We start from the raw sequence: 19,820 nt of genomic DNA on the forward strand, positions 1-19,820 counted from the left end.
GTTATTTTTGCAGCCGCAGGCCGTAAGGCTTACCCGTTATAGGGTATTAAAAAGCGGCGCTGCGGAATTTTTCCTCTCAAGGACACCTTATGAAAATCTCACTCTTCAAAAGCCTCTACTTCCAGGTGCTGACCGCAATTGCCGTAGGTATTTTGCTTGGGCATTTTTACCCAGAGTTGGGCGCGCAGATGAAACCGCTTGGCGATGCCTTCGTTAAGCTGATTAAAATGATCATCGCGCCCGTCATCTTCTGTACCGTGGTGACCGGTATTGCGGGTATGGAAAGCATGAAAGCCGTGGGGCGCACCGGTGCGGTGGCGCTGCTCTATTTCGAAGTGGTCAGTACTATCGCGCTGATTATCGGCCTGGTGATTGTGAATCTGGTGCAGCCGGGCGCGGGCATGAACGTCGACCCCGCCACGCTTGATGCCAAAGCCGTTGCGATGTACGCCGAACAGGCGCAACAGCAGGGCGTAGTGGCGTTTCTGCTGGATGTGATCCCCGGCAGCGTGATTGGCGCTTTTGCCAGCGGCAACATTTTGCAGGTGCTGCTGTTTGCCGTGCTGTTTGGTTTTGCGCTGCACCGTCTGGGCCATAAAGGCCAGTTGATTTTTAACGTTATTGAAAGCTTCTCGCAGGTCATTTTCGGCATCATCAATATGATTATGCGCCTCGCGCCAATCGGCGCTTTTGGGGCAATGGCGTTTACCATCGGTAAATACGGCGTCGGTACGCTGGTGCAGCTCGGCCAGCTCATCATCTGTTTCTACATTACCTGTATCTTGTTTGTGGTGGTGGTGCTCGGTTCTATCGCGCGGGCTACGGGCTTTAGCATCTTCAAATTTATCCGCTATATCAGAGAAGAGCTGCTGATTGTGCTGGGTACGTCCTCCTCGGAGTCCGCGCTGCCGCGTATGCTCGACAAAATGGAGAAGCTCGGCTGCCGTAAATCGGTGGTGGGGCTGGTTATTCCAACGGGATATTCCTTTAACCTGGACGGCACGTCGATATACCTGACGATGGCGGCGGTGTTTATCGCCCAGGCGACCAACAGCCACATGGATATTTTCCATCAGATCACGCTGCTGGTGGTGCTGCTGCTCTCTTCTAAAGGGGCGGCGGGCGTGACAGGGAGCGGGTTTATCGTGCTGGCGGCGACCATCTCCGCCGTGGGGCATTTACCGGTGGCAGGCCTGGCGTTGATCCTCGGCATCGACCGTTTTATGTCCGAAGCACGCGCGCTGACCAACCTGGTGGGTAACGGTGTGGCGACGGTCGTCGTTGCTAAGTGGGTTAAGCAACTCGATGAGAAACAGCTTAAAGAAACGCTTGATAACAAACATTCCGCCAAAAAAGTGACCGAAGTCTCCCCTTAATCCCCCCAATTGCCCGCAGCGACTTGCCCTCGCTGCGGGTGGCTGCGCATAATTACCCCCAATTACAGTAGCGCTTGGCTATTTTTTTATTTTTACGTGACGTTTTCGCGCAAATGCGGTCAAACGGAATGGTGAAACGTCACCAACGTCGGCTTTTTCAGGTAATCCTGCGCCGACGTTATACTTTTTAACCAGGAATGTTTCTCAGGGGTTCACATGCAGGGCACCAAAATTCGACTCTTAGCTGGCGGATTGCTGTTGGTCGCCGCCGCCAGTAACGTGCAGGCAGAAACGCTACAGCCCGACCCGGCCTGGCAACAGGGCCAGCTTGCAAATGGTTTTCAGTGGCAGGTTCTTGCTACTCCGCAGCGCCCCAGCGATCGTGTAGAAATCCGTCTGTTGGTGAATACCGGCTCCTTAACTGAGAGTACCCAACAAAGCGGCTACAGCCACTTTTTGCCACGCCTGGCGCTGACTCAACATGGCAGTCTGCAACCTTTGCAGGCCCGTTCGTTATGGCAGCAGAGCGTGGACCCAACGCGTCCCCTGCCGCCGGTTATCGTCTCTTATGACTTCACGCTGTTTAATCTCAGCCTGCCGAACAACCGCAATGATTTGCTTAAAGAAGCGCTGACCTTCCTTGCGGACAGCAGCGGAAATATGGCGGTGACGCCTGAAACCGTGAATACCGCTTTGCAAACTCAGGATATGGTCGCGACCTGGCCGATGGACACCCAGGATAGCTGGTGGCGCTACCGCCTGAAAGGCTCCACGCTGTTGGGCCACGATCCTGCTGAAAATTTAAAACAGCCGGTCGATGCCGGGCAGCTCAATGCGTTCTATAAAAAATGGTACACCCCGGATGCCATGACCCTCATCGTGGTCGGGAACGTGGACAGCCGCAGCGTTGCTGAGCAGATCAATAAAACCTTTGGCGAGCTGAAAGGCAAACGCGAAACGCCGGTCCCGGTGCCAACGCTCTCTCCGCTTAAGCTTGAGCCGGTCAGCCTGATGACCGACAGTGTGCGTCACGATCGCCTGTCGCTGATGTGGGACAACCCATGGCAGCCGATTCGTGATTCCGCAACCCTGCAGCGCTACTGGCGTGCAGACCTTGCCCGTGAGGCGCTGTTCTGGCACGTGCAGCAGAATCTCAGTAAAGGGAATGCGAAAGACCTTAACCTGAGTTTTGACTGTCGGGTGCTCTACCAGCGTGCGCAATGCGGCATTAATCTGGAAACGCCTAACGATAAGCTCAATGGAAACCTGGCGACCGTAGGACGCGAACTGGTGCATGTGCGGGATAAAGGGCTGTCACAGGAAGAGTTTGACGCGCTGATTGCACAAAAGAGCATGGAGCTGACAAAACTGTTCGCCACCTATGCCCGCACCGACACCGACGTGCTGATTAGCCAGCGCATGCGTTCGTTGCAAAACCAGGTCGTGGATATCGCGCCGGAACAGTATCAGAAGCTGCGTCAGAGCTTCCTGAATAGCCTGACGCTGACGATGCTTAATCAGGATTTGCGCCAGCAGCTATCGCAGGATATGACGCTGGTGCTGCTGCAGCCGAAAGGCGAGGCGGAGTTCAATATGAAAGAGCTTCAGGCGACGTGGGCGAAAGTTATGACGCCTGCTCAGGCACAGCCGCTGACGGATAATCCTAAGCAGGATGTGTCGGATATTCCGCCTGCTCAGTGATATGTTGGCTATACCCTCTCCCCGGTGGGGAGAGGGATAGTAAACCTTAATCCGGCATCGCTTCCTTAGGAATAATAGCCCCACGGTACTGAATCACAGTGCTCGCCGTTAAGTGCCCGCGTTTTGCTGCAGCTTCTGCGCTGCCGCCAGTCAGACGTACGGCCAGATACCCGGCGCTGAATGAATCCCCGGCCGCGGTTGTATCAATCACCTTTTCTTTCGGTAATTTCACCGCTGGCACTTCAAGCCAGGTTTCGCCAGCAATGGCGACCAGGCAAGATTCTGCGCCGCGTTTAATGACGACTTCGCTCACGCCTGCTGCCTGAGTACGTTGAATCACCTCTTCTACCGGCTTTTTGCCCCACAGCAGGTCTTCGTCATCCAGCGTCAGGAAGGCGATATCCGTGCAGTTCAGCATCTGCTGATAAACCTTTTGCGTCTCTTCTTTGCTCGTCCACAGACGAGGGCGATAGTTATTGTCGAAAATCACCTTGCAGCCGTTAGCGCGCGCTTTGCTTAACAGCGCCATTAATTTTTCACGGCTGGCCGGATTAAGGATGGCAAGGCTGATGCCGCTCAGATAGAGATAGTCGAACTTTGCCAGCTCCCCGCAGATCGCATCGGCCTGCTCGCTTTCCAGCCAAAAGCGGGCCGCCGCTTCGTTACGCCAGTAATAGAAAGTACGTTCGCCGCAGGCGTCCGTTTCGATGTAATACAGGCCAGGCAGACGGTGTTCAAGGCGTTGTGTAAGCGAGGTCTGGACGTTTTCTTCGTGCCACGCATCCAGCATCTGCTGGCTGAAGTTATCTTCGCCAAGCGCGGTAACGTAGTGCACTTCGAGGTCGCCTGCTTCAACCTGACGAGCAATATAGACAGACGTATTAAGGGTGTCGCCACCAAAGCCACGGCTGACTTCCGCACCTTTTTGCGACAGTTCAATCATACATTCGCCGATAACGGCAATTTTCCGGGTTGGCATAAGTCGAGAACCTGAATAAGTGAAATTGGCAATATTGTGAGCCGCAGCTAAAAACGAGTCAAACATTTTAAAACGATGTTTCGGAAAACTTTGAGCCATGCCAGCTTATTGATGGCGCGATGGAAATTTGTGAAGACGGCTTTGCGCTAATGATGAACATAAAGTTATCAATCGCAACGCCGATAACCTCTCGACGGGCCATCTGAGTTATCAAGTCAAACAGGACGTGCAAGATGAAGTTGAAGCAGATTACTCACCGGCTTAATACGGCTGAAGCGAGTGTCGAAAGTTTGCAGGAAAGACGGTTTTGGTCGCAGTGCCAGCGGCAATATACTTTTCAGCCGATTTATAAAATCGACGGGACGTTAATGGCGGTTGAGCTACTGACGATAGTGACGCATCCGGGCGAGGAAGATGTACGCATTCCTCCGGATCGCTATTTTGCTTCTATTTCGACCCGCAATCGTCTGATGGTGATTGAAGAACAACTGCGTCTGCTGGAAACATGGCAATCAACCTTCCTTGGGTACGGCATTCTCGCCTCGGTAAATGTGGACGGTCCGGCGCTGATGGCGATGAAGCATCACCAGCCGATCCTGGCGCTTATCGACAAGCTCCCCTGGGTGCGTTTCGAACTGGTGGAACACATCACTCAACCTCAGGCTGCGACGCTTGCGCGTATGCAAGAGTTCGGCCCGCTCTGGCTTGATGACTTTGGCACAGGGATGGCGAACTTCTCGGCGCTTAGCGAAGTGCGTTATGACTACATCAAAGTCGCGCGCGACCTGTTTGTCATGCTGCGTAAAAGCGAAGAAGGCCGCACATTGTTTACCGGATTGCTCCAGTTGATGAACCGCTACTGCAAAGGCGTTATTGTCGAAGGAATTGAAACGCTTGATGAATGGCGTGATGTTCAGAATTCTCCGGCTTTTGCTGCGCAAGGCTACTATCTTTCTCGCCCTGTCCCGTTTGAGGAGCTGGAAAATGTACTGATTCGTCTTCCCTGATGCCGTTTTGGCTACCCTAAACTATCTTTAGTTAATGGTAAGCCACGGTAGGTAGGTGAAAAGATATGACAAGAACCGGTAAAATTATCAGCGCTGTAGTCGGGGTTTTATTGTTGTTGGTTGTGGTAGTCATCATCATTATTGCTACGTTTGACTGGAATCGACTCAAGCCGACCATCAACCAAAAAGTCTCGACGGAGCTCAATCGTCCCTTTGCCATACGTGGTGATTTAGGGGTGGCCTGGGAGCGTAATAAAGAGGAAACCGGCTGGCGCAGTTGGGTGCCATGGCCGCATGTTCATGCCGAAGACATTATCCTCGGCAATCCGCCTGATATTCCTGAAGTGACTATGGTGCATCTGCCGCGCGTGGACGCCACGCTTGCGCCTTTGGCACTGCTCACCAAAACCGTTTACATCCCGTGGATCAAGCTCGTGCAGCCTGATGCGCGGCTGATTCGTCTGTCTGAAAAAAACAATAACTGGACCTTTAAGCTTGCGGGCGATGAAAACAAAGATCCTAACCAGCCGCCGTCTGCCTGGTCGTTCCGCATGGACAATATCCTGTTCGACAAAGGACGCATTGCCGTTGATGACAAAGTGAGCAAAGCGGACATGGTCATCATCGTCGATCCCCTTGGCAAACCGCTGCCGTTTAACGAAGTTTCCGGGGCGAAGCCAACCGGGAAAGATGCCGCAAAAGCGGGCGACTATGTGTTTGGGTTGAAGGTGGACGGGCGCTACAACGGCGAACCGATTGAAGGCACCGGTAAAATCGGCGGTATGTTAGCGCTGCGTAGCGAAGGGGACACGGCTTTCCCTGTGCAGGCGGATGTTCGTTCCGGCACTTCTCGCGTTGCGCTCATTGGCACCATCAACGATCCGATGAAAATGGGCGGCGTTGACTTAAGGCTTAAATTCTCCGGCGATTCGCTGGGTAATCTCTACGAGCTGACCGGCGTGCTGCTGCCGGATACGCCGCCGTTTGAAACCGACGGGCACCTGCTTGCGAAAATCGATACCGAAAAAGGCTCGGTCTTCCGCTATCAGAATTTTAACGGCCGTATCGGCGACAGCGACATTCATGGCTCCTTGACGTTCACCCAGGGCAAACCGCGTCCTAAGCTTGAAGGCGATATGGAATCTAAACAGCTCCGACTGGCGGATTTAGGCCCGCTGATCGGCGTTGATTCTGGCAAGGGTGCGCAACAAAGCAAAAAATCCGAAGAGAAAAAAGGCGAGAAAACCGTGCAGCCTGCCGACAAGGTTCTGCCGTATGACCGCTTCGAAACGGACAAATGGGATGTCATGGATGCGGACGTTCGCTTTAAAGGAGGCCGTATTGAACATAGCGGTACGCTGCCGTTAAGCGATCTCTCAACCCATGTGATTCTTAAAAATGCCGACCTGCGCCTGCAGCCGCTCAAATTCGGCATGGCGGGCGGCACCATCAACGCCAATATTCACCTTGAAGGCGATAAGAAACCGATGCAGGGCCGGGCGGATATTCAGGCGCGCCGCCTGCAGCTAAAACAGCTAATGCCAAAAGTGGAATCGATGCAGAAAACCCTTGGCGAACTGAACGGCGATGCGGATATTCGCGGGCGCGGCAACTCGGTAGCCGCGCTGCTGGGCAGCAGCGACGGCAATCTTAAGCTTCTGATGAACGATGGGTTAATCAGCCGTAACCTGATGGAAATAGTCGGGCTCAACGTGGGTAACTATATCGTCGGGCAGATTTTCGGTGATGATGAAGTGCGCATTAACTGCGCCGCTGCGAACCTGGATTTACGGGGCGGGATTGCCACGCCGCGCATCTTTGCTTTTGATACGGAAAATGCCCTGATTAACGTAACGGGCACAACCAATTTCGCCAACGAACGGCTCGATTTAACTATCGATCCGGAGAGCAAGGGGATTCGTATTATTACCCTGCGCTCGCCGCTCTATGTACGCGGCACGTTTAAAAATCCGGATGCCGGCGTGAAAGCCGGGCCGCTGATTGCCCGAGGCGCAGTCGCCGCCGCGCTGGCGACCCTTGTCACACCTGCCGCTGCGCTGCTGGCGCTCGTTTCGCCATCCGAGGGTAACGATAACCAGTGCCGGAACATTCTGGGACAGATGAAGAAGTAATTTGAAAAAGGCGGCGGGTGGCGCTGGCGCTTACCCGCCCTACAAAGCGGGAAAGTAGGGTGGATAAGCGTCAGCGCCATCCACCGAAGAGTTTACAAAGACTGGTGACGAGTCTCTTTGGTCAGCAGCAAGGCAACCAACGTCAGCGCGGCCATCGCGGCCAGGTAGACGCCGACATAGAACAGGCCATAGTTTGCCTGCAGCCAGGTGGCGATATAAGGCGCCACCGACGCGCCCAGAATCGACGACATGTTGTAGGAAAACGATGCGCCTGTATAACGCACTTCTGTCGGGAACAGTTCCGGCAGCAGCGCGCCCATCGGGCCGAAGGTCAGGCCCATCAGGCTCAGGCCAATTAACAGGAACGCCATGACCAGCGCAGGGCTACCGGAACCCAGCAGCGGTTGGAAGATGCACAGTGCGAAGACAATTATCAGGCTGGTTATCACAATCATGCATTTCCGGCGGCCAAACGCATCGGCCAGATAGCCCGCAATCGGCACCATCACGCCAAATCCAATCACCGCCATCATCAGCATCCACAGGACGTCGTTGCGCGAGAAACCGAGGCCAACCGGAACCGCCGCTGTGCTGTAGGTCATGGAGTAGACCGTCATTATGTAGAACAGCGTGTAAGTGGCAATCATGATAAAGGTGCCTAAAACCGTCGCTTTCAGATGCTTAGTCAGAAGCGTACCCATCGGCACTTTTACCTGTTTTCCCGCTTTGGCGATTTTGGCAAACACCGGCGTTTCATGCAGCGAGACGCGAACATACAGGCCGATGATGACCAGAACGGCGGACAGAATGAACGGTACGCGCCAGCCCCAGGACATGAACTGTTCGTCAGTCAGCAGCCAGGAAAGCAGCAGGAAGGTGCCGTTAGCAAAGAAGAAGCCAATCGGTGCGCCCAACTGTGGGAAGGAGCCGTACAGCGCGCGTTTGCGCGGCGGCGCGTTTTCCGTGGCCAGCAATGCCGCGCCGCCCCATTCACCGCCCAGGCCCAGACCCTGTCCGAAACGTGCAAGCGCCAGCAGCAGCGGAGCCAGAACGCCGATGGTTTCGTAGCTCGGCAGCAGGCCGATAACCACGGTAGAAATCCCCATCGTCAGCAACGAGGCGACAAGCGTCACTTTGCGGCCCACGCGGTCGCCAAAGTGGCCAAATAGCGCGGAACCAATCGGGCGTGCAATAAAGGCGATGGCGAAGGTTGCCAGCGACTGTAACGTCGCGGCGGTCGGGTCGCCCTGCGGGAAGAAGATATGCGGGAAGACAATCACTGCCGCAGTGGCGTAGATATAGAAGTCGAAAAATTCAATGGCCGTGCCGACCAGCGAAGCAACGACAACTTTTCCCCGTGAGTTAACCGGCGTGGCGTCAGCCTCGCTCTCGATAGTTGTGGCAATGGATGCTTGCATAATTTTTTCTTATTTATAGGACGAACGAACGGCCATATTACGCATAGCAAATGCCTTATTTCAATGCGGCGGCCGCGCGGGGCTTGTATGAAATGCGTACAATAAGCGGATAATTTTCAGTCCCGGCGGGAAACTTCTATGGAATGCTTCACATATTTTATAAATCAGCAGATAAAACTGGTTTTTGGTTAAATAAAAGTTACAGGCTGGATTTATGTGCTGATTTGCTTTTCCTCTCCCTGTGGGAGAGGAAAAAAGAGACTTACTTATGGGATTTTCCCGGCATCCGCGGGTCGTCTTTGTATTCAGCGGTGGCAATCCACGCCGCGCAAAACAATGTGAGACGCGCGAAGAAATAGAAGAACGCCATTAAGCCTAATACCGAACCAAAGGCTGCCCCGGACGGGGAGCTGACAAGCTTTGGCAGGCTGTAAGTCATGATTATCTTGATCACCTCAAACCCAATAGCCGCGATGAATGTACCGCGTATCAGCGCTTTTTTCCGCGGACGATGACGCGGCAGGCGCCAGAATATCCAGAAGAAGAGCAGGTAGTTGGCGCAGATGGAGATAGCCAGGCCAATCAGGTGCCAGGCCGGTTTGAGCCAGTCAATGCCGTCCAGGCGCAGGAAGCTGATGATAGTCGCCTGTGCCGAACCGGCAATGGAGGTAATCGAAAGGGTCACAATCAGCGCGACCAGCAGGCCAATCAGCGAAATAAAATCGCGCAGATACTTCACCCAGAATTTCTCATCATCCTGCGGGTTGCGCTCCCATTGATCGCGCGACTGGGCGCGCACGGCCTCGCGCAGGTTGCCCATCCAGTTAATACCGGAATAAAGCGCAATCAAAAGCCCCACCAGACCGACCGTCGTACGCTGTTGCACGGCGGTGCTTATGGTGCTTTTCAGCGTGGTGGCAAGCGTCGGGTCGCTGACGTTTTCCAGAATTTTATTGAAGATGTCCTGCAGCAGCGTGGGATGCGAGGCGAGGACATAACCCCCGGCGGCAAAGGCCACCATCATGATGGGAATCAGCGATAAAAACGAAAAATAGGTAATCGCCGCGCCAAACTGGTTGCCGAGGCGATCGTTAAACCGCTCGGTGGCACGCAAAAGGTGCGCCACCATCGGACGCCGCGCTACTTTATTTACGGTGGCGATCGTTTCGTTTACCGTTTCGTTGCCCGTTGTTATTTTGACCAGCGGCTCCGACTCATCGGGCTGTCCAACGGGCGCGGTTTCGGGTTTGGGTTCAGTCTGAAACTGGGCGACAGGTTCGTAATCGAGCGAGTCGGTGGGACGCTTGTCCTGATTGTCCGTCATTAAATTCTCCTTATGTATTGACGGGATCTTAAGGAAATTATAGCTGGAACACTAATCTACATAGGCTTTCATTACGCCTGTTAGCCATTCCATAAATAAATGGACGCGGCGCGAAAGGTTACGACGATGCGGATAAAGCAGCGAAACGGGCATGGGTGCGGCGCGATATTGCGGCAGGATTTCTATCAGTTTTTTACTCTTCAGCAGATCTTTTACGCCAACGCGCGGCACCTGAATAATCCCCAGCCCGGCGAGGCAGGCCGCATGATAAGTTTCAGTGCTGTTTACGGTGATGACGCCGCCGGTTTTAATCCACTGGGTGGTTTTATCAACCAATAGCTCAAAGCCTTGCGGGCGCGTACCGAGATTGAGCGCATAATGCACCACGGCGTGAGATGCGAGATCCTCCAGCTTTTCCGGATAGCCGAAACGCGCCAGATAATCTGGGCTAGCGCAGTTAATTTGCGTTAGTTTGCCAAGGTTTCGCGCGACCAGGCCGGAATCTTTCAGTTGACCCACCCTTACTACGCAATCAAAACCTTCGCGTACTACATCCACCATTCTGTCGCTGCTGGAAAGCTCCAGTTCAATGCCGGGATACTGCTGTAAAAACGCCGGTAATTTCGGCATGACGAGATTTTTCGCCACCGACACAGGCATATCTATCCGCAGCCGCCCGCTGATGCTTGATGGATCGTGCAAAAAAAGACCATCGAGTTCTTCGAGGTTTGCCAGTAAATCCCGGCAGCGTTCGTAGTAAACCATACCGTCCTGAGTGAGCTGGACGCGACGCGTGGTTCGATAGAGCAAACGCGTGCCAAGCAGGCTTTCCAGCGCCTGAATCTGTCGCGATACGCTACCTTTAGGAAGTCCCAGAGTGTCTGCCGCCCGAGAAAAACTTTCCAGTTCGGCTACTCTGATGAACAGTTGCATTGCATGTATTTTATCCACTTTTGCCACACATTATTGTTGATAGTGAAACAGTGATGCGCACCTGGCAGTCTTTATTGATTTTGTAGCAGCTAATAAGCTTTACCTCAATCACCGGACAGCAACCAATGAGGCAAATCATGAAACAATCTATCGCGTTAGTGACCGGCGGAAGCCGCGGGCTGGGTAAAAACGCCGCTCTGCGGCTGGCGGAGAAAGGAATCAATATTATCCTGACGTACAACAGCAGCCAGGCCGAAGCGCAGGATGTGGTGCGTGAAATTGAGCTAAAAGGCGTAAAAGCGCTGGCTATTCAACTGAACGTCGCTGAAAGTGCGGGATTTGCAGATTTTGCGGCGGAAGTAAAACAGCAGCTACAGCATGTCTGGCAACGCGACTCGTTTGATTATTTATTAAACAATGCGGGGATCGGCCTGGATGCATCGTTCGAAAAAACAACCGAAGCGCAGTTTGATGAATTAATGAACATCCACCTGAAAGGTCCCTTCTTTCTGACGCAGCATCTGCTGCCGCTGATTAAAAACGGCGGCCGCATTCTGAACGTATCAACCGGCCTGACCCGTTTTGCTCTGCCGGGCAAAGCCGCTTATGCCGCTATGAAAGGGGCGATGGAAGTGCTGACGCGTTACCAGGCCAAGGAGTTAGGCGCACGCGGTATTGCGGTAAACATTATTGCGCCGGGAGCCATTGCGACAGATTTTGGCGGCGGCGTGGTTCGCGATAATGAACAGGTCAGTAACGCTATTGCCGCGCAAACTGCGCTGGGCCGGGTGGGGCAGCCGGACGATATCGGAAATGCGATGGCAGCCATTCTGAGCGATGAGCTGGGCTGGGCGAACGCGCAGCGTATTGAGGTTTCAGGTGGGATGTTCCTGTAAAAGACAGGGTGGATAATGCATCTCCACCCTGCATTTAGCTTTTACTGCTTCTGAAAGTGATCCACTTTCATCACGGCAGGTTTCTGTTTCTTATCCAGCGTCCCGTTAATGGCTACCAGTTCGTCGGGGCTGAGCTTGCGACCATCAAATATGGCTAGCGGAATATTCACATCCAGGGTGCCGGTTTTATCCCTGAACTGATATCTGTCTTCGCCGGTCTTTTTAATGATGTTGCCGGTCAGCGATATGCTCGCCCCGTCGTGCATCGCTTTCGCCTGCACCACCGTCATCCCTTTAGCGTCTTCCATGCCGCGATAGCCTTTATCCATGGCATGCGGAGGCGGCGGAGCGGCATCGGTTTTAAAGCCACCCTGATCGTCTGCCATCACCGGCAGGCTAAGTACGGCACTGAGTCCCGCTATCACCAGAACTTTCTTCATAGGTTCTCCTTAAGCTTGAGCTTCTGGGTACACCTCTTAAGCCTGGCATAAGGTTTGGAAACCGTCTTATAAGCGGGAACCGGTTAGTCCGCAATAAACAACGTTGCGCCGCTGATGCCGGGATATTCGGTTGCGGGCAGGGCTGCCCAGTCGGTTGTGCTAAAGGGTAAATCTGCGATGTGCATTGTTATACCTGATTATTTGCAGGTTGAATGTTCTTCCATAGATAGCAGCAAATAATAACGGCGCCAATATCAGGCGCCGTCAGGGAAAATTATTTCCAGCGTGCCAGATCATCCTGGGTCAGCCCAATGTCGCGTAATTGTTCTTTACTGAGTCTCTGTAAGGTCCGCGCGGTCTGGCGCTGCAACCATTTTTGCCGGAAATACTGATAAACCATCACAAAGCCATAAAAAGGTTTGCGGGAACGATTTTCATCAAAGCCCATGATGTTTCTCCTCTGCTTGCGTCGGGGTTCATCATGCGCTGTCCTGCAAAAGGCATACAGATTCAAAAATCACTTTTATTTAACATACAGAAACGCTAAAACATGAACTGAATGGCGTTTTTTCCATCGCTCTGTACTGGTTTCAGGTTCTGTATGGCTAACTGTGAGGATACAGCATGACGCGCTACCAACATCTTGCCACTTTGCTGGCGGAACGCATCGAACAGGGGTTGTATCGCAGCGGTGAGCGATTACCTTCGGTGAGAAGTCTTAGCAGCGAGCACGGCGTCAGTATCAGCACCGTTCAGCAGGCCTATCATATTCTTGAAGACAGCCAGCTTATTTCACCGCAGCCGCGTTCCGGCTATTTCGTCACTCAACGCAAAGCGCAGCCGCCGGTTCCCCAACTGACCCGGCCGGTACAGCGTCCGGTTGAGATTACCCAGTGGGATGCAGTGCTCGAACAACTCATTGCCCGCGAGGAATGCGACGTGGTTGCTTTCGGCAGCGGAGCGCCGGACGTAACGCAACCCACCATCAAGCCTTTATGGCGCGAGCTAAGCCGTATCGCACAGCACCAGGAAGCTGAACTGCTCGGCTATGACAGCGTGTACGGAATGCGCACGCTGCGCGAGCAGATTTCCCGCCTGATGTTAGACAGCGGTTGCGTTGCCACCGCTGAAGATATTCTTATCACCAACGGCTGCCACGAAGCGCTGTCGATTGCGATTCGCGCGGTCTGTGAACCGGGCGATATTGTGGCGGTGGAATCGCCGTCGTTTCACGGCACCATGCAAATGCTGCGTGCGTTCGGCATAAAAGTTGTTGAAATACCAACGGATTCCGTGACGGGTATCAGCGTCGAAGCGCTGGAGCTGGCGCTGGAGCAATGGCCTATCAAAGCGGTGATTCTGGTGTCGAACTGCAATAACCCGCTCGGATTTATTATGCCGGAAGCACGCAAAAGAGCGGTGCTCAACCTTGCGCAACGCTTTGATATCGCGATTATTGAAGATGATGTTTATGGCGAGCTGGCTTACGAATATCCACGTCCGATGACGATCAAATCCCTCGATTTGGATGGTCGCGTGCTGTTGTGCAGCTCATTTTCTAAAACGCTGGCTCCAGGGCTGCGCGTGGGGTGGATTGTGCCGGGGCGCTATCTCGATCGTGCTTTACACATGAAATATATCGTCACCGGCAGCACCAGTACCTTTGCTCAGATGGCGGTTGCGGAGTTTATTCGTAACGGTAATTACCATCGTCATCTGCGCCGGATGCGCCAGCATTATCAGCGAAACCTTGATGTGTTTACGTGTCGGGTGCGGCAATACTTCCCGTGCGGCATCTGCGTCAGTCGGCCGCAGGGCGGTTTTATGATGTGGGTCGAACTGCCGGAAAATATCGATATCGTGCCTGTTTGTTGCGCTTTGCGGGAGCAAAATATCCATATTGCCGTCGGCTCGCTGCTTTCCGCCTCAGGGAAATACCGTAACTGCCTGCGTTTGAACTATGCTTTGCCGGTCGACGCCTCAATCGAAGCGGCATTGCGTAAAACGGGTGAAGCATTAAGCTACGTTCTGGAAAATGCTTAATTTTCCCTCTCTTTTTAGGGCATAGAACCAGAAGCAGTTGCGCTAAGATTCGGTTTAATGGCGCATCTGTATCCAAAGCCAATAACAATAAAATACCATCGTTGATGGACGGCGCGTTAAACCGCGTCAGGCGCTTATGCGCCAATTACCTTATAAAGGATAATCATGACCAGCACCGCACAGCTGCTGACACGGGATAAGTTTGAAACTTGCCTGAGTGTGATTCGTCAGGCGTCGTTACAAATCCTTCCGTTACTTAAAATTCGCGCCGCGGATGGCAAAGATCCGCAATGGTTTTTTCAACAGCTTGAGCAAGCCCGGCAGAGCATGGGGAGCTGGGCTGCGGTGGCGCGTCGTCTTAATCTTAACGATGCGGAGATCTCGCAGTTCACGCTGTCGTTACGTCATCTGCAACAGCTTGTGCCGCAGTATGAAAGCGGGCAGGAGGTTAGCGATAACCAACTGATTTCCGCGCTGCGTTTTGTAAGCTACCTCGAACTTGTACGCAGCAAACAGCCGCTGTTGAGTTATTCCACCGATTTGGCCGTCGAAGGTGGAGAGCAGCAGCAGATGGCGCAGCGGCAAATTCGCGCGCTGGAGTTAATGCTCCGTGGGCTGATAAACCGCGCCTGGGGCAGCCAGCCGCAGTTGGTTAATCATCTTAAAACCCAGTTCGGTGCCGATAAAGTCCGGCGCTGGCTTAAAAATGCCGAACGAGGGGATATTCTCAGCGGCCTGCGTTTTAGCGAGTTATCGCTTCTGCTGGTGGATAAAAAGGAGTTTGCCCGACACTATGCGGCGCTCTATCAAAATGCTCCACAGCTCAGTTTGCTTATCGACAAGCGCAAAACTTTGCAAACCTTCCTCGATGATATTCGTCAGATCCGTAACGACCTGATGCAGCAACGCCCTCTCACTACGGTACAGATAGCCTTACTGGATAATTATTATCGGGAAACCAGCTCGCCGGTTCAGCGCGCTTTTGATGAAGGGCGCACAAAAGTCAATCCTGCGGCTTTGCTGGTAGGGGAAGAGCCTCAGCTACAGGAGTTTATCGCCCAGGCGCAGAAAAAACATGCGGCAAACGGCGGCGATAACGAAGATATCAGCGATACCATCGCCCGCCCGGATTTGCGTAACGCCAACAAGCATCACGATGCTGCGGAAACAGCCTCCGTAGCACTCTGGGCTATGGTCGGCGTGGTGATTGTCGGGATGGTGATTTTCGCGTTATTTATCGTTAATGATGCGACCCGCCCCCCGCAAGACGCAGCTCAAACTCGCGTGATAACAACGGCTATGGCTGCCGATCGTCCGCCTGAAAATGACAGCCCGCGTGACATGCTGGCAAATATGGGGATCGCCTGGGATGAAAACAGTCTGCGTTCGGCTATTGAGCGTGGGGATTCACGTATCATCCGCTTATTTATGCAGGGTGGAATGAACTGGAAAGCTTCTTACGCTGAATCTGCCCTGGCGGCAGATTATCGCGATGCGCTGACAACGCTGCTGCAATATCGCAAGCAAATGGATGAATTACGTCCTTGCCGCAGAATGGTGAATACCACTAGCCAGGCGATGAAAGACGGGCAAAGTCTGACGTCAATGCGTAAGCAGTTTTTGCAAGCTTTTTGCAGCTCGCCGGGTGTTATAAAACGTCAGAAGGAAGAGCTTGAAAGAGCCTTATTGCGCCAGGCCGCCCAAAAGAGACGATATGAAGAGTCTAAAGCGCAAGGCCTGCAGCCTGAGCCGCTAAATACAGATGAAGTGGAGATTCAGCAGGCAATTTATAACGCCTTACGTTAAAAGGTAATGACTGTTTATCCCCTACTGTTGTCATCGTAGGGGAGATAAACGCAAGTGCCGTTGGCATGTCAAAATTTCTCCCACGCCATTCACCAACTATCGCAGAAGTAATGACGACAAACTCTTTTATTCCCGCCTGCAGTATTTCAAGCTTATCTGCGATGATAATCATAGAAAATCAATAGCTGTAATAACAAGCCGTAATGCAATTCGTTAAGGCTTTTGTCACATAATCTTTTAAAACATCGGTTTTTAATTACTCTTACGGGTAATAAGCGATACTGATTTTTAGATGAGCCCATGGCTCATTTATAGGAAGCCGCTTTTTAATACCTGTTGAAGTAATAATTAAGCTAGAAAGAAGTTTTTTAAGGCTTTATTAAGGTGTTATTTAACGTGAAGTCTTAATGCCCGGTTTATGGATCCCCGCATTTTCTACAGCATAAATATCTATGTTATTGCCAAAACGTTTGTGCCAGGACATTTTCAGATAAGCGCTGCTTGCATCGCGGGCGTTATGAAACGCTTTATCTCCAGATAAACAGGGAAAGAAAAATAGACGCTAATGTTACATCGTACTGAAATGCATGGGCTGGAGCCTTTTCACAGGTATTGGGCTACCGGAAGGACGAATAAAACGCCTGATGCGAGAAAAATCCGACTATTTATGGCTGCTCACACAGCGGCTGGCTATTTGTGATAGTGATATTTTCTCGCGCGCTTCGATTTTTTACAGAACAAAATTCTGCAAAATGACGACGCCTTGCACTGCTTGTTAAGTTAATGCCTTATATATCAAGGAACAAAAGGGCTTCTGTTTAATGAAAATGAGGGCTGGGGGAAGCTTACCGCTCTGCTCACTCTCAGGCAGCCTGTTTGTTTATTTTTTACTTTTAGTTAAGCAGCTTGTGCCTTTTTGTGCCCCGATGAAACTTTTGAGTAGCGAAGTTGTATATAACGCAAAATTTCTCATTATCAGGGGTTGTGGATAATTCTGAAAAGTTCCTGGCCAGAGGCATTAAACGGTATTAAGGTTTTTTGAGATTTTTTTGAGAAACTGATACTTGGTTGTAACTCATTGATTTTATTCTTTTTTAAAATGTTTCTGTATACTTTGTTTATCACGAATAAATAAAAAGTTCTTAATAAAATGATTCGTGTTGATTTGCATTTGACAGCAGATGATAGTGGTGTCTAAAGAGCAGCGCAGCCGTTTTCATCAGAGAGATGTACTGCTGTCGGGTAAAATTTGGAGTTTTATTTTTATTATTTATTGGTGATGTTTTAGGGGGTTCGGCCAGTGAAATGTTCTCATGTTTTTGCGTTTGTTTTTGAGTGTCAGCCTTAAATAGATAGATATTTTACCTTTTGGTTTTTTTCTGGTTTTATGTTTTGAGTGTTTTGATGGATAACTTATTACTTTCTTTTTTGTTTTAAAATAATACTATTGATGACCTCATTTGTCTTATGCGGGAATTTTAGTTTAGAGGTTTAGAGAAAGGACAGGATTATGATGGGAAAGGAACTTGCCGGATACTACATTGGAGAAAATATCCATTTCGAGCTTGCACGTAAGAAACTGACAAAACTGGACGACAGCGGCCGACCACTTAATAGTTTTACCTTCAGAGACACAATGTTGAGGTTGTTTCTTTATCTCCTGGAGAACGCGAATGGGAATATCGTAACAAACGAACAGATTCTCTTTGATGTGTGGGATTCATACGGATTGAGGTCTTCCAGCCAACGGCTGTGGCAGGTTATGCAATCTCTGAAGTTTCGGCTTGTCATGCTCGGTGGTCCCCATGACCTTATCCTGAGAATAGAAACATTTGACTCTAAAGGATATACCCTAAAAAAAGGCATTGTACGTCCTCTCTATTTCGTCGGTACTTAATGGATTAACTCTAACAGGGAGCTCTTATTATGAGAGTGTATATTCTTTCTGAGAATATGTATTTTACGGAAGGAATGGTCCGGTTAATGACCCATGCTGGGTATACTACCCACATACTGCGGTTTGAAGATGAGATAGACAAAGAATTATTTCATCGCGGTTCATCATGCGTCGTATTTGCAGATGCAAAGCGGATTAATGATTGCCTGGAAAGCATTATGAATGTGGAAGTTCATAGCTTAGTAAAAATCTTCTGCATATCTGGCCATTTTTGCAACGGTGAATTATATAGAAATAATTTTGTATCGATGATACCCAGGCGAACCAGTATTGAGAAAATCATCTCGATGCTGAATCAGCTTTCTAAAGAACCACAGCGGAAAGTGGGCAGTAATGATTCCAGGCTCTCATCCCGAGAATTAACTATTCTTTATTATCTTTTTAAAGGGAATTCACAAAAAGAGATATCTGACAAATTAAACCTGTCTATCAAGACAATATCAGCTTACAAGGCTCGTGCATTGCTGAAGTTAGGCGTGGGAAGGATCAGTCTAAAATCAATTCCCTATGTGCGGGGGTATATATCAAGAGCGCCAGGAGGGTTCTGTTTTTAACTGTGACAAGCGCGCAGGGTTAGTTTTAATAGCTATTAAACACACACATACTGAAGAGGGTAACAAAAATCATGGCGCGTAGTCGTTATATTAATAAAATGTTTTTACTTATTTTATTTACCATGCTGACGTATGGTGCGAATGCCCATGCTCAGATAAACCATAAATCTAATGACAGTAAACTGACATGGGTTATGGATGCAGAGCCAACGCCGAATCAATTTCGTGTAGAAAGCTCCCGAGCCCGAGTCATTGTATTTCGACTCACAAAAAACAACGATGATCTGATGGCTAAGCCATTAAACATCTTTTTTAATGGCCAGTACCACGCCAGCCTTATGCCGGAACATCAGAGTATCGCTCTCCCTGTATGTCCGGGTAAAAAGAAGTTATCAGTTTCTATTGACGCCTTACCGAACGGCAAAAATCCACAGTCGGCAATTGTTGAAGATGTGACGCCTGCGCTGCAAGCCGGGGAGATTTATTTTTATCAAGTCGCCACGGACAGTAACGGGAAAGTTTTTGCTCGCTGGGTCAACGTCGATATGGCGCGTGAGGTCCTGAATAACGTGAATATTCAGGCGCATACTATTTCTCGCGTAGCAAAAGATGAAGCCTGTCCTACTGAGATTTACTCCATTAACTCTTCTGCCCTGTTTAAATTTGCCCGTCATGATGTGCAGGGAATGGTGAAAGGAGCCACTGAATCATTAGCAGAGCTTTCTGAGCAAATCATTAAAAGCTATATGTCTATCGATAAAATAATTGTTAAAGGTTATGCCGATCCGGTAGGAAGTGACGCAGAAAATAAATATCTGTCAGAAAAACGTGCCGCGACGGTTGCTAACCAGCTTCGCGCTTCTGGATTGTCTGATGATGTTATTTCATCGCAAGGAATGGGAGAGTCAAATCTTTTAGTTACTGACTGCGATAAATATTCAAACGTTGCCGATATTACGAGTTGTAATCAGCCAAACAGGAGGGTCGAAATCGAAGTTTATGGTGTTGCAATGAACTCAACTGCAACATTAGATACCCATTAAAACTCGCAAAGTTAATCCTTGCTATTATTGTATTCAAAGGAAATTAATATGGTTGCCATGGTAAAAATTAATATACGTGGAACTAGAGGGATCGTTTCATCACACGAAGTCAACGCACAAAGCAATGCTGCGACAGTTATTCAGGTCCCAAAACACGGTAAATTAAATATTGAGCTGATTGATGCAGCGACAGGTCAGGGGCCACAGGTTC

General features: G+C 50.7%; 16 protein-coding genes. 10 read left to right on the forward strand and 6 right to left on the reverse strand.

The features are described from left to right. Positions 1-89: 89 nt before the first annotated feature. Both MUA00_RS16265 and MUA00_RS16270 read left to right on the forward strand, forming a co-directional pair. Positions 90-1,376: a dicarboxylate/amino acid:cation symporter gene (locus MUA00_RS16265; RefSeq protein WP_271124069.1), complete on the forward strand. Its 1,287-nt coding sequence runs from the start codon at positions 90-92 to the stop codon at positions 1,374-1,376. 216 nt (positions 1,377-1,592) lie between these two features. Next, positions 1,593-3,077, forward strand: a complete 1,485-nt coding sequence (locus MUA00_RS16270) for a M16 family metallopeptidase (protein ID WP_271124070.1) — start codon at positions 1,593-1,595, stop codon at positions 3,075-3,077. Positions 3,078-3,123: 46 nt separating this feature from the next. Here the strand turns inward: MUA00_RS16270 and kdgK are convergent, their stop codons facing one another. After that, positions 3,124-4,056, reverse strand: coding sequence for a 2-dehydro-3-deoxygluconokinase (kdgK, locus tag MUA00_RS16275; protein ID WP_271124071.1), 933 nt, complete (start codon positions 4,054-4,056; stop codon positions 3,124-3,126). A 233-nt stretch (positions 4,057-4,289) separates the two neighbouring features. On the opposite strand from kdgK, the gene pdeH reads away from it, so the two are divergent. Then, positions 4,290-5,063 (forward strand): cyclic-guanylate-specific phosphodiesterase, encoded by a 774-nt coding sequence (pdeH, locus tag MUA00_RS16280; RefSeq protein ID WP_271124072.1) that lies wholly within the window; start codon positions 4,290-4,292, stop codon positions 5,061-5,063. Positions 5,064-5,128: 65 nt separating this feature from the next. After that, positions 5,129-7,195 (forward strand): AsmA family protein, encoded by a 2,067-nt coding sequence (locus tag MUA00_RS16285; RefSeq protein ID WP_271124073.1) that lies wholly within the window; start codon positions 5,129-5,131, stop codon positions 7,193-7,195. Positions 7,196-7,287: 92 nt separating this feature from the next. Here MUA00_RS16285 and MUA00_RS16290 read toward each other — a convergent pair whose 3' ends face one another. From MUA00_RS16290 to MUA00_RS16300, 3 genes are all read right to left on the reverse strand, one after another. Continuing rightward, on the reverse strand, positions 7,288-8,613 hold the full coding sequence (locus tag MUA00_RS16290) for an MFS transporter (RefSeq protein WP_271124074.1): 1,326 nt from the start codon (positions 8,611-8,613) through the stop codon (positions 7,288-7,290). Between the two features lie 262 nt (positions 8,614-8,875). Next, positions 8,876-9,937, reverse strand: a complete 1,062-nt coding sequence (gene yhjD, locus MUA00_RS16295) for an inner membrane protein YhjD (RefSeq protein ID WP_271124075.1) — start codon at positions 9,935-9,937, stop codon at positions 8,876-8,878. 51 nt (positions 9,938-9,988) lie between these two features. Beyond that, positions 9,989-10,888 (reverse strand): LysR family transcriptional regulator, encoded by a 900-nt coding sequence (locus MUA00_RS16300; protein ID WP_271124076.1) that lies wholly within the window; start codon positions 10,886-10,888, stop codon positions 9,989-9,991. Between the two features lie 119 nt (positions 10,889-11,007). On the opposite strand from MUA00_RS16300, the gene MUA00_RS16305 reads away from it, so the two are divergent. Beyond that, the gene (locus MUA00_RS16305) at positions 11,008-11,766 is read left to right on the forward strand and encodes an SDR family NAD(P)-dependent oxidoreductase (RefSeq protein ID WP_271124077.1); all 759 of its coding nucleotides are present in this window, start codon (positions 11,008-11,010) and stop codon (positions 11,764-11,766) included. Between the two features lie 41 nt (positions 11,767-11,807). On the opposite strand, the gene MUA00_RS16310 is transcribed toward MUA00_RS16305, so the two are convergent. Together MUA00_RS16310 and MUA00_RS16315 are read right to left on the reverse strand one after the other, a co-directional pair. Then, positions 11,808-12,206 (reverse strand): YdeI family stress tolerance OB fold protein, encoded by a 399-nt coding sequence (locus tag MUA00_RS16310; protein ID WP_271124078.1) that lies wholly within the window; start codon positions 12,204-12,206, stop codon positions 11,808-11,810. 274 nt (positions 12,207-12,480) lie between these two features. Continuing rightward, a complete protein-coding gene (locus MUA00_RS16315) occupies positions 12,481-12,654 on the reverse strand; it encodes a DUF1127 domain-containing protein (protein ID WP_271124079.1) in 174 nt (57 codons plus the stop codon). A gap of 176 nt (positions 12,655-12,830) precedes the next feature. On the opposite strand from MUA00_RS16315, the gene MUA00_RS16320 reads away from it, so the two are divergent. From MUA00_RS16320 to MUA00_RS16340, 5 genes are all read left to right on the forward strand, one after another. After that, the gene (locus tag MUA00_RS16320) at positions 12,831-14,249 is read left to right on the forward strand and encodes an aminotransferase-like domain-containing protein (RefSeq protein WP_271124080.1); all 1,419 of its coding nucleotides are present in this window, start codon (positions 12,831-12,833) and stop codon (positions 14,247-14,249) included. A gap of 165 nt (positions 14,250-14,414) precedes the next feature. Next, positions 14,415-16,055 carry an STY4199 family HEPN domain-containing protein gene (locus MUA00_RS16325; RefSeq protein WP_271124081.1) on the forward strand — a complete coding sequence of 547 codons (1,641 nt, stop codon included), beginning with the start codon at positions 14,415-14,417 and terminating at the stop codon, positions 16,053-16,055. 1,510 nt (positions 16,056-17,565) lie between these two features. Next, positions 17,566-17,952 (forward strand): hypothetical protein, encoded by a 387-nt coding sequence (locus MUA00_RS16330; RefSeq protein ID WP_271124082.1) that lies wholly within the window; start codon positions 17,566-17,568, stop codon positions 17,950-17,952. 29 nt (positions 17,953-17,981) lie between these two features. After that, on the forward strand, positions 17,982-18,566 hold the full coding sequence (locus MUA00_RS16335) for a helix-turn-helix domain-containing protein (RefSeq protein ID WP_271124083.1): 585 nt from the start codon (positions 17,982-17,984) through the stop codon (positions 18,564-18,566). A 71-nt stretch (positions 18,567-18,637) separates the two neighbouring features. Next, positions 18,638-19,609, forward strand: a complete 972-nt coding sequence (locus tag MUA00_RS16340) for an OmpA family protein (protein ID WP_271124084.1) — start codon at positions 18,638-18,640, stop codon at positions 19,607-19,609. The last annotated feature ends 211 nt before the right edge of the window (positions 19,610-19,820 follow it).

Source organism: Dryocola boscaweniae (genome assembly GCF_025215095.1).
GTDB classification, from domain to species: domain Bacteria; phylum Pseudomonadota; class Gammaproteobacteria; order Enterobacterales; family Enterobacteriaceae; genus Dryocola; species Dryocola boscaweniae.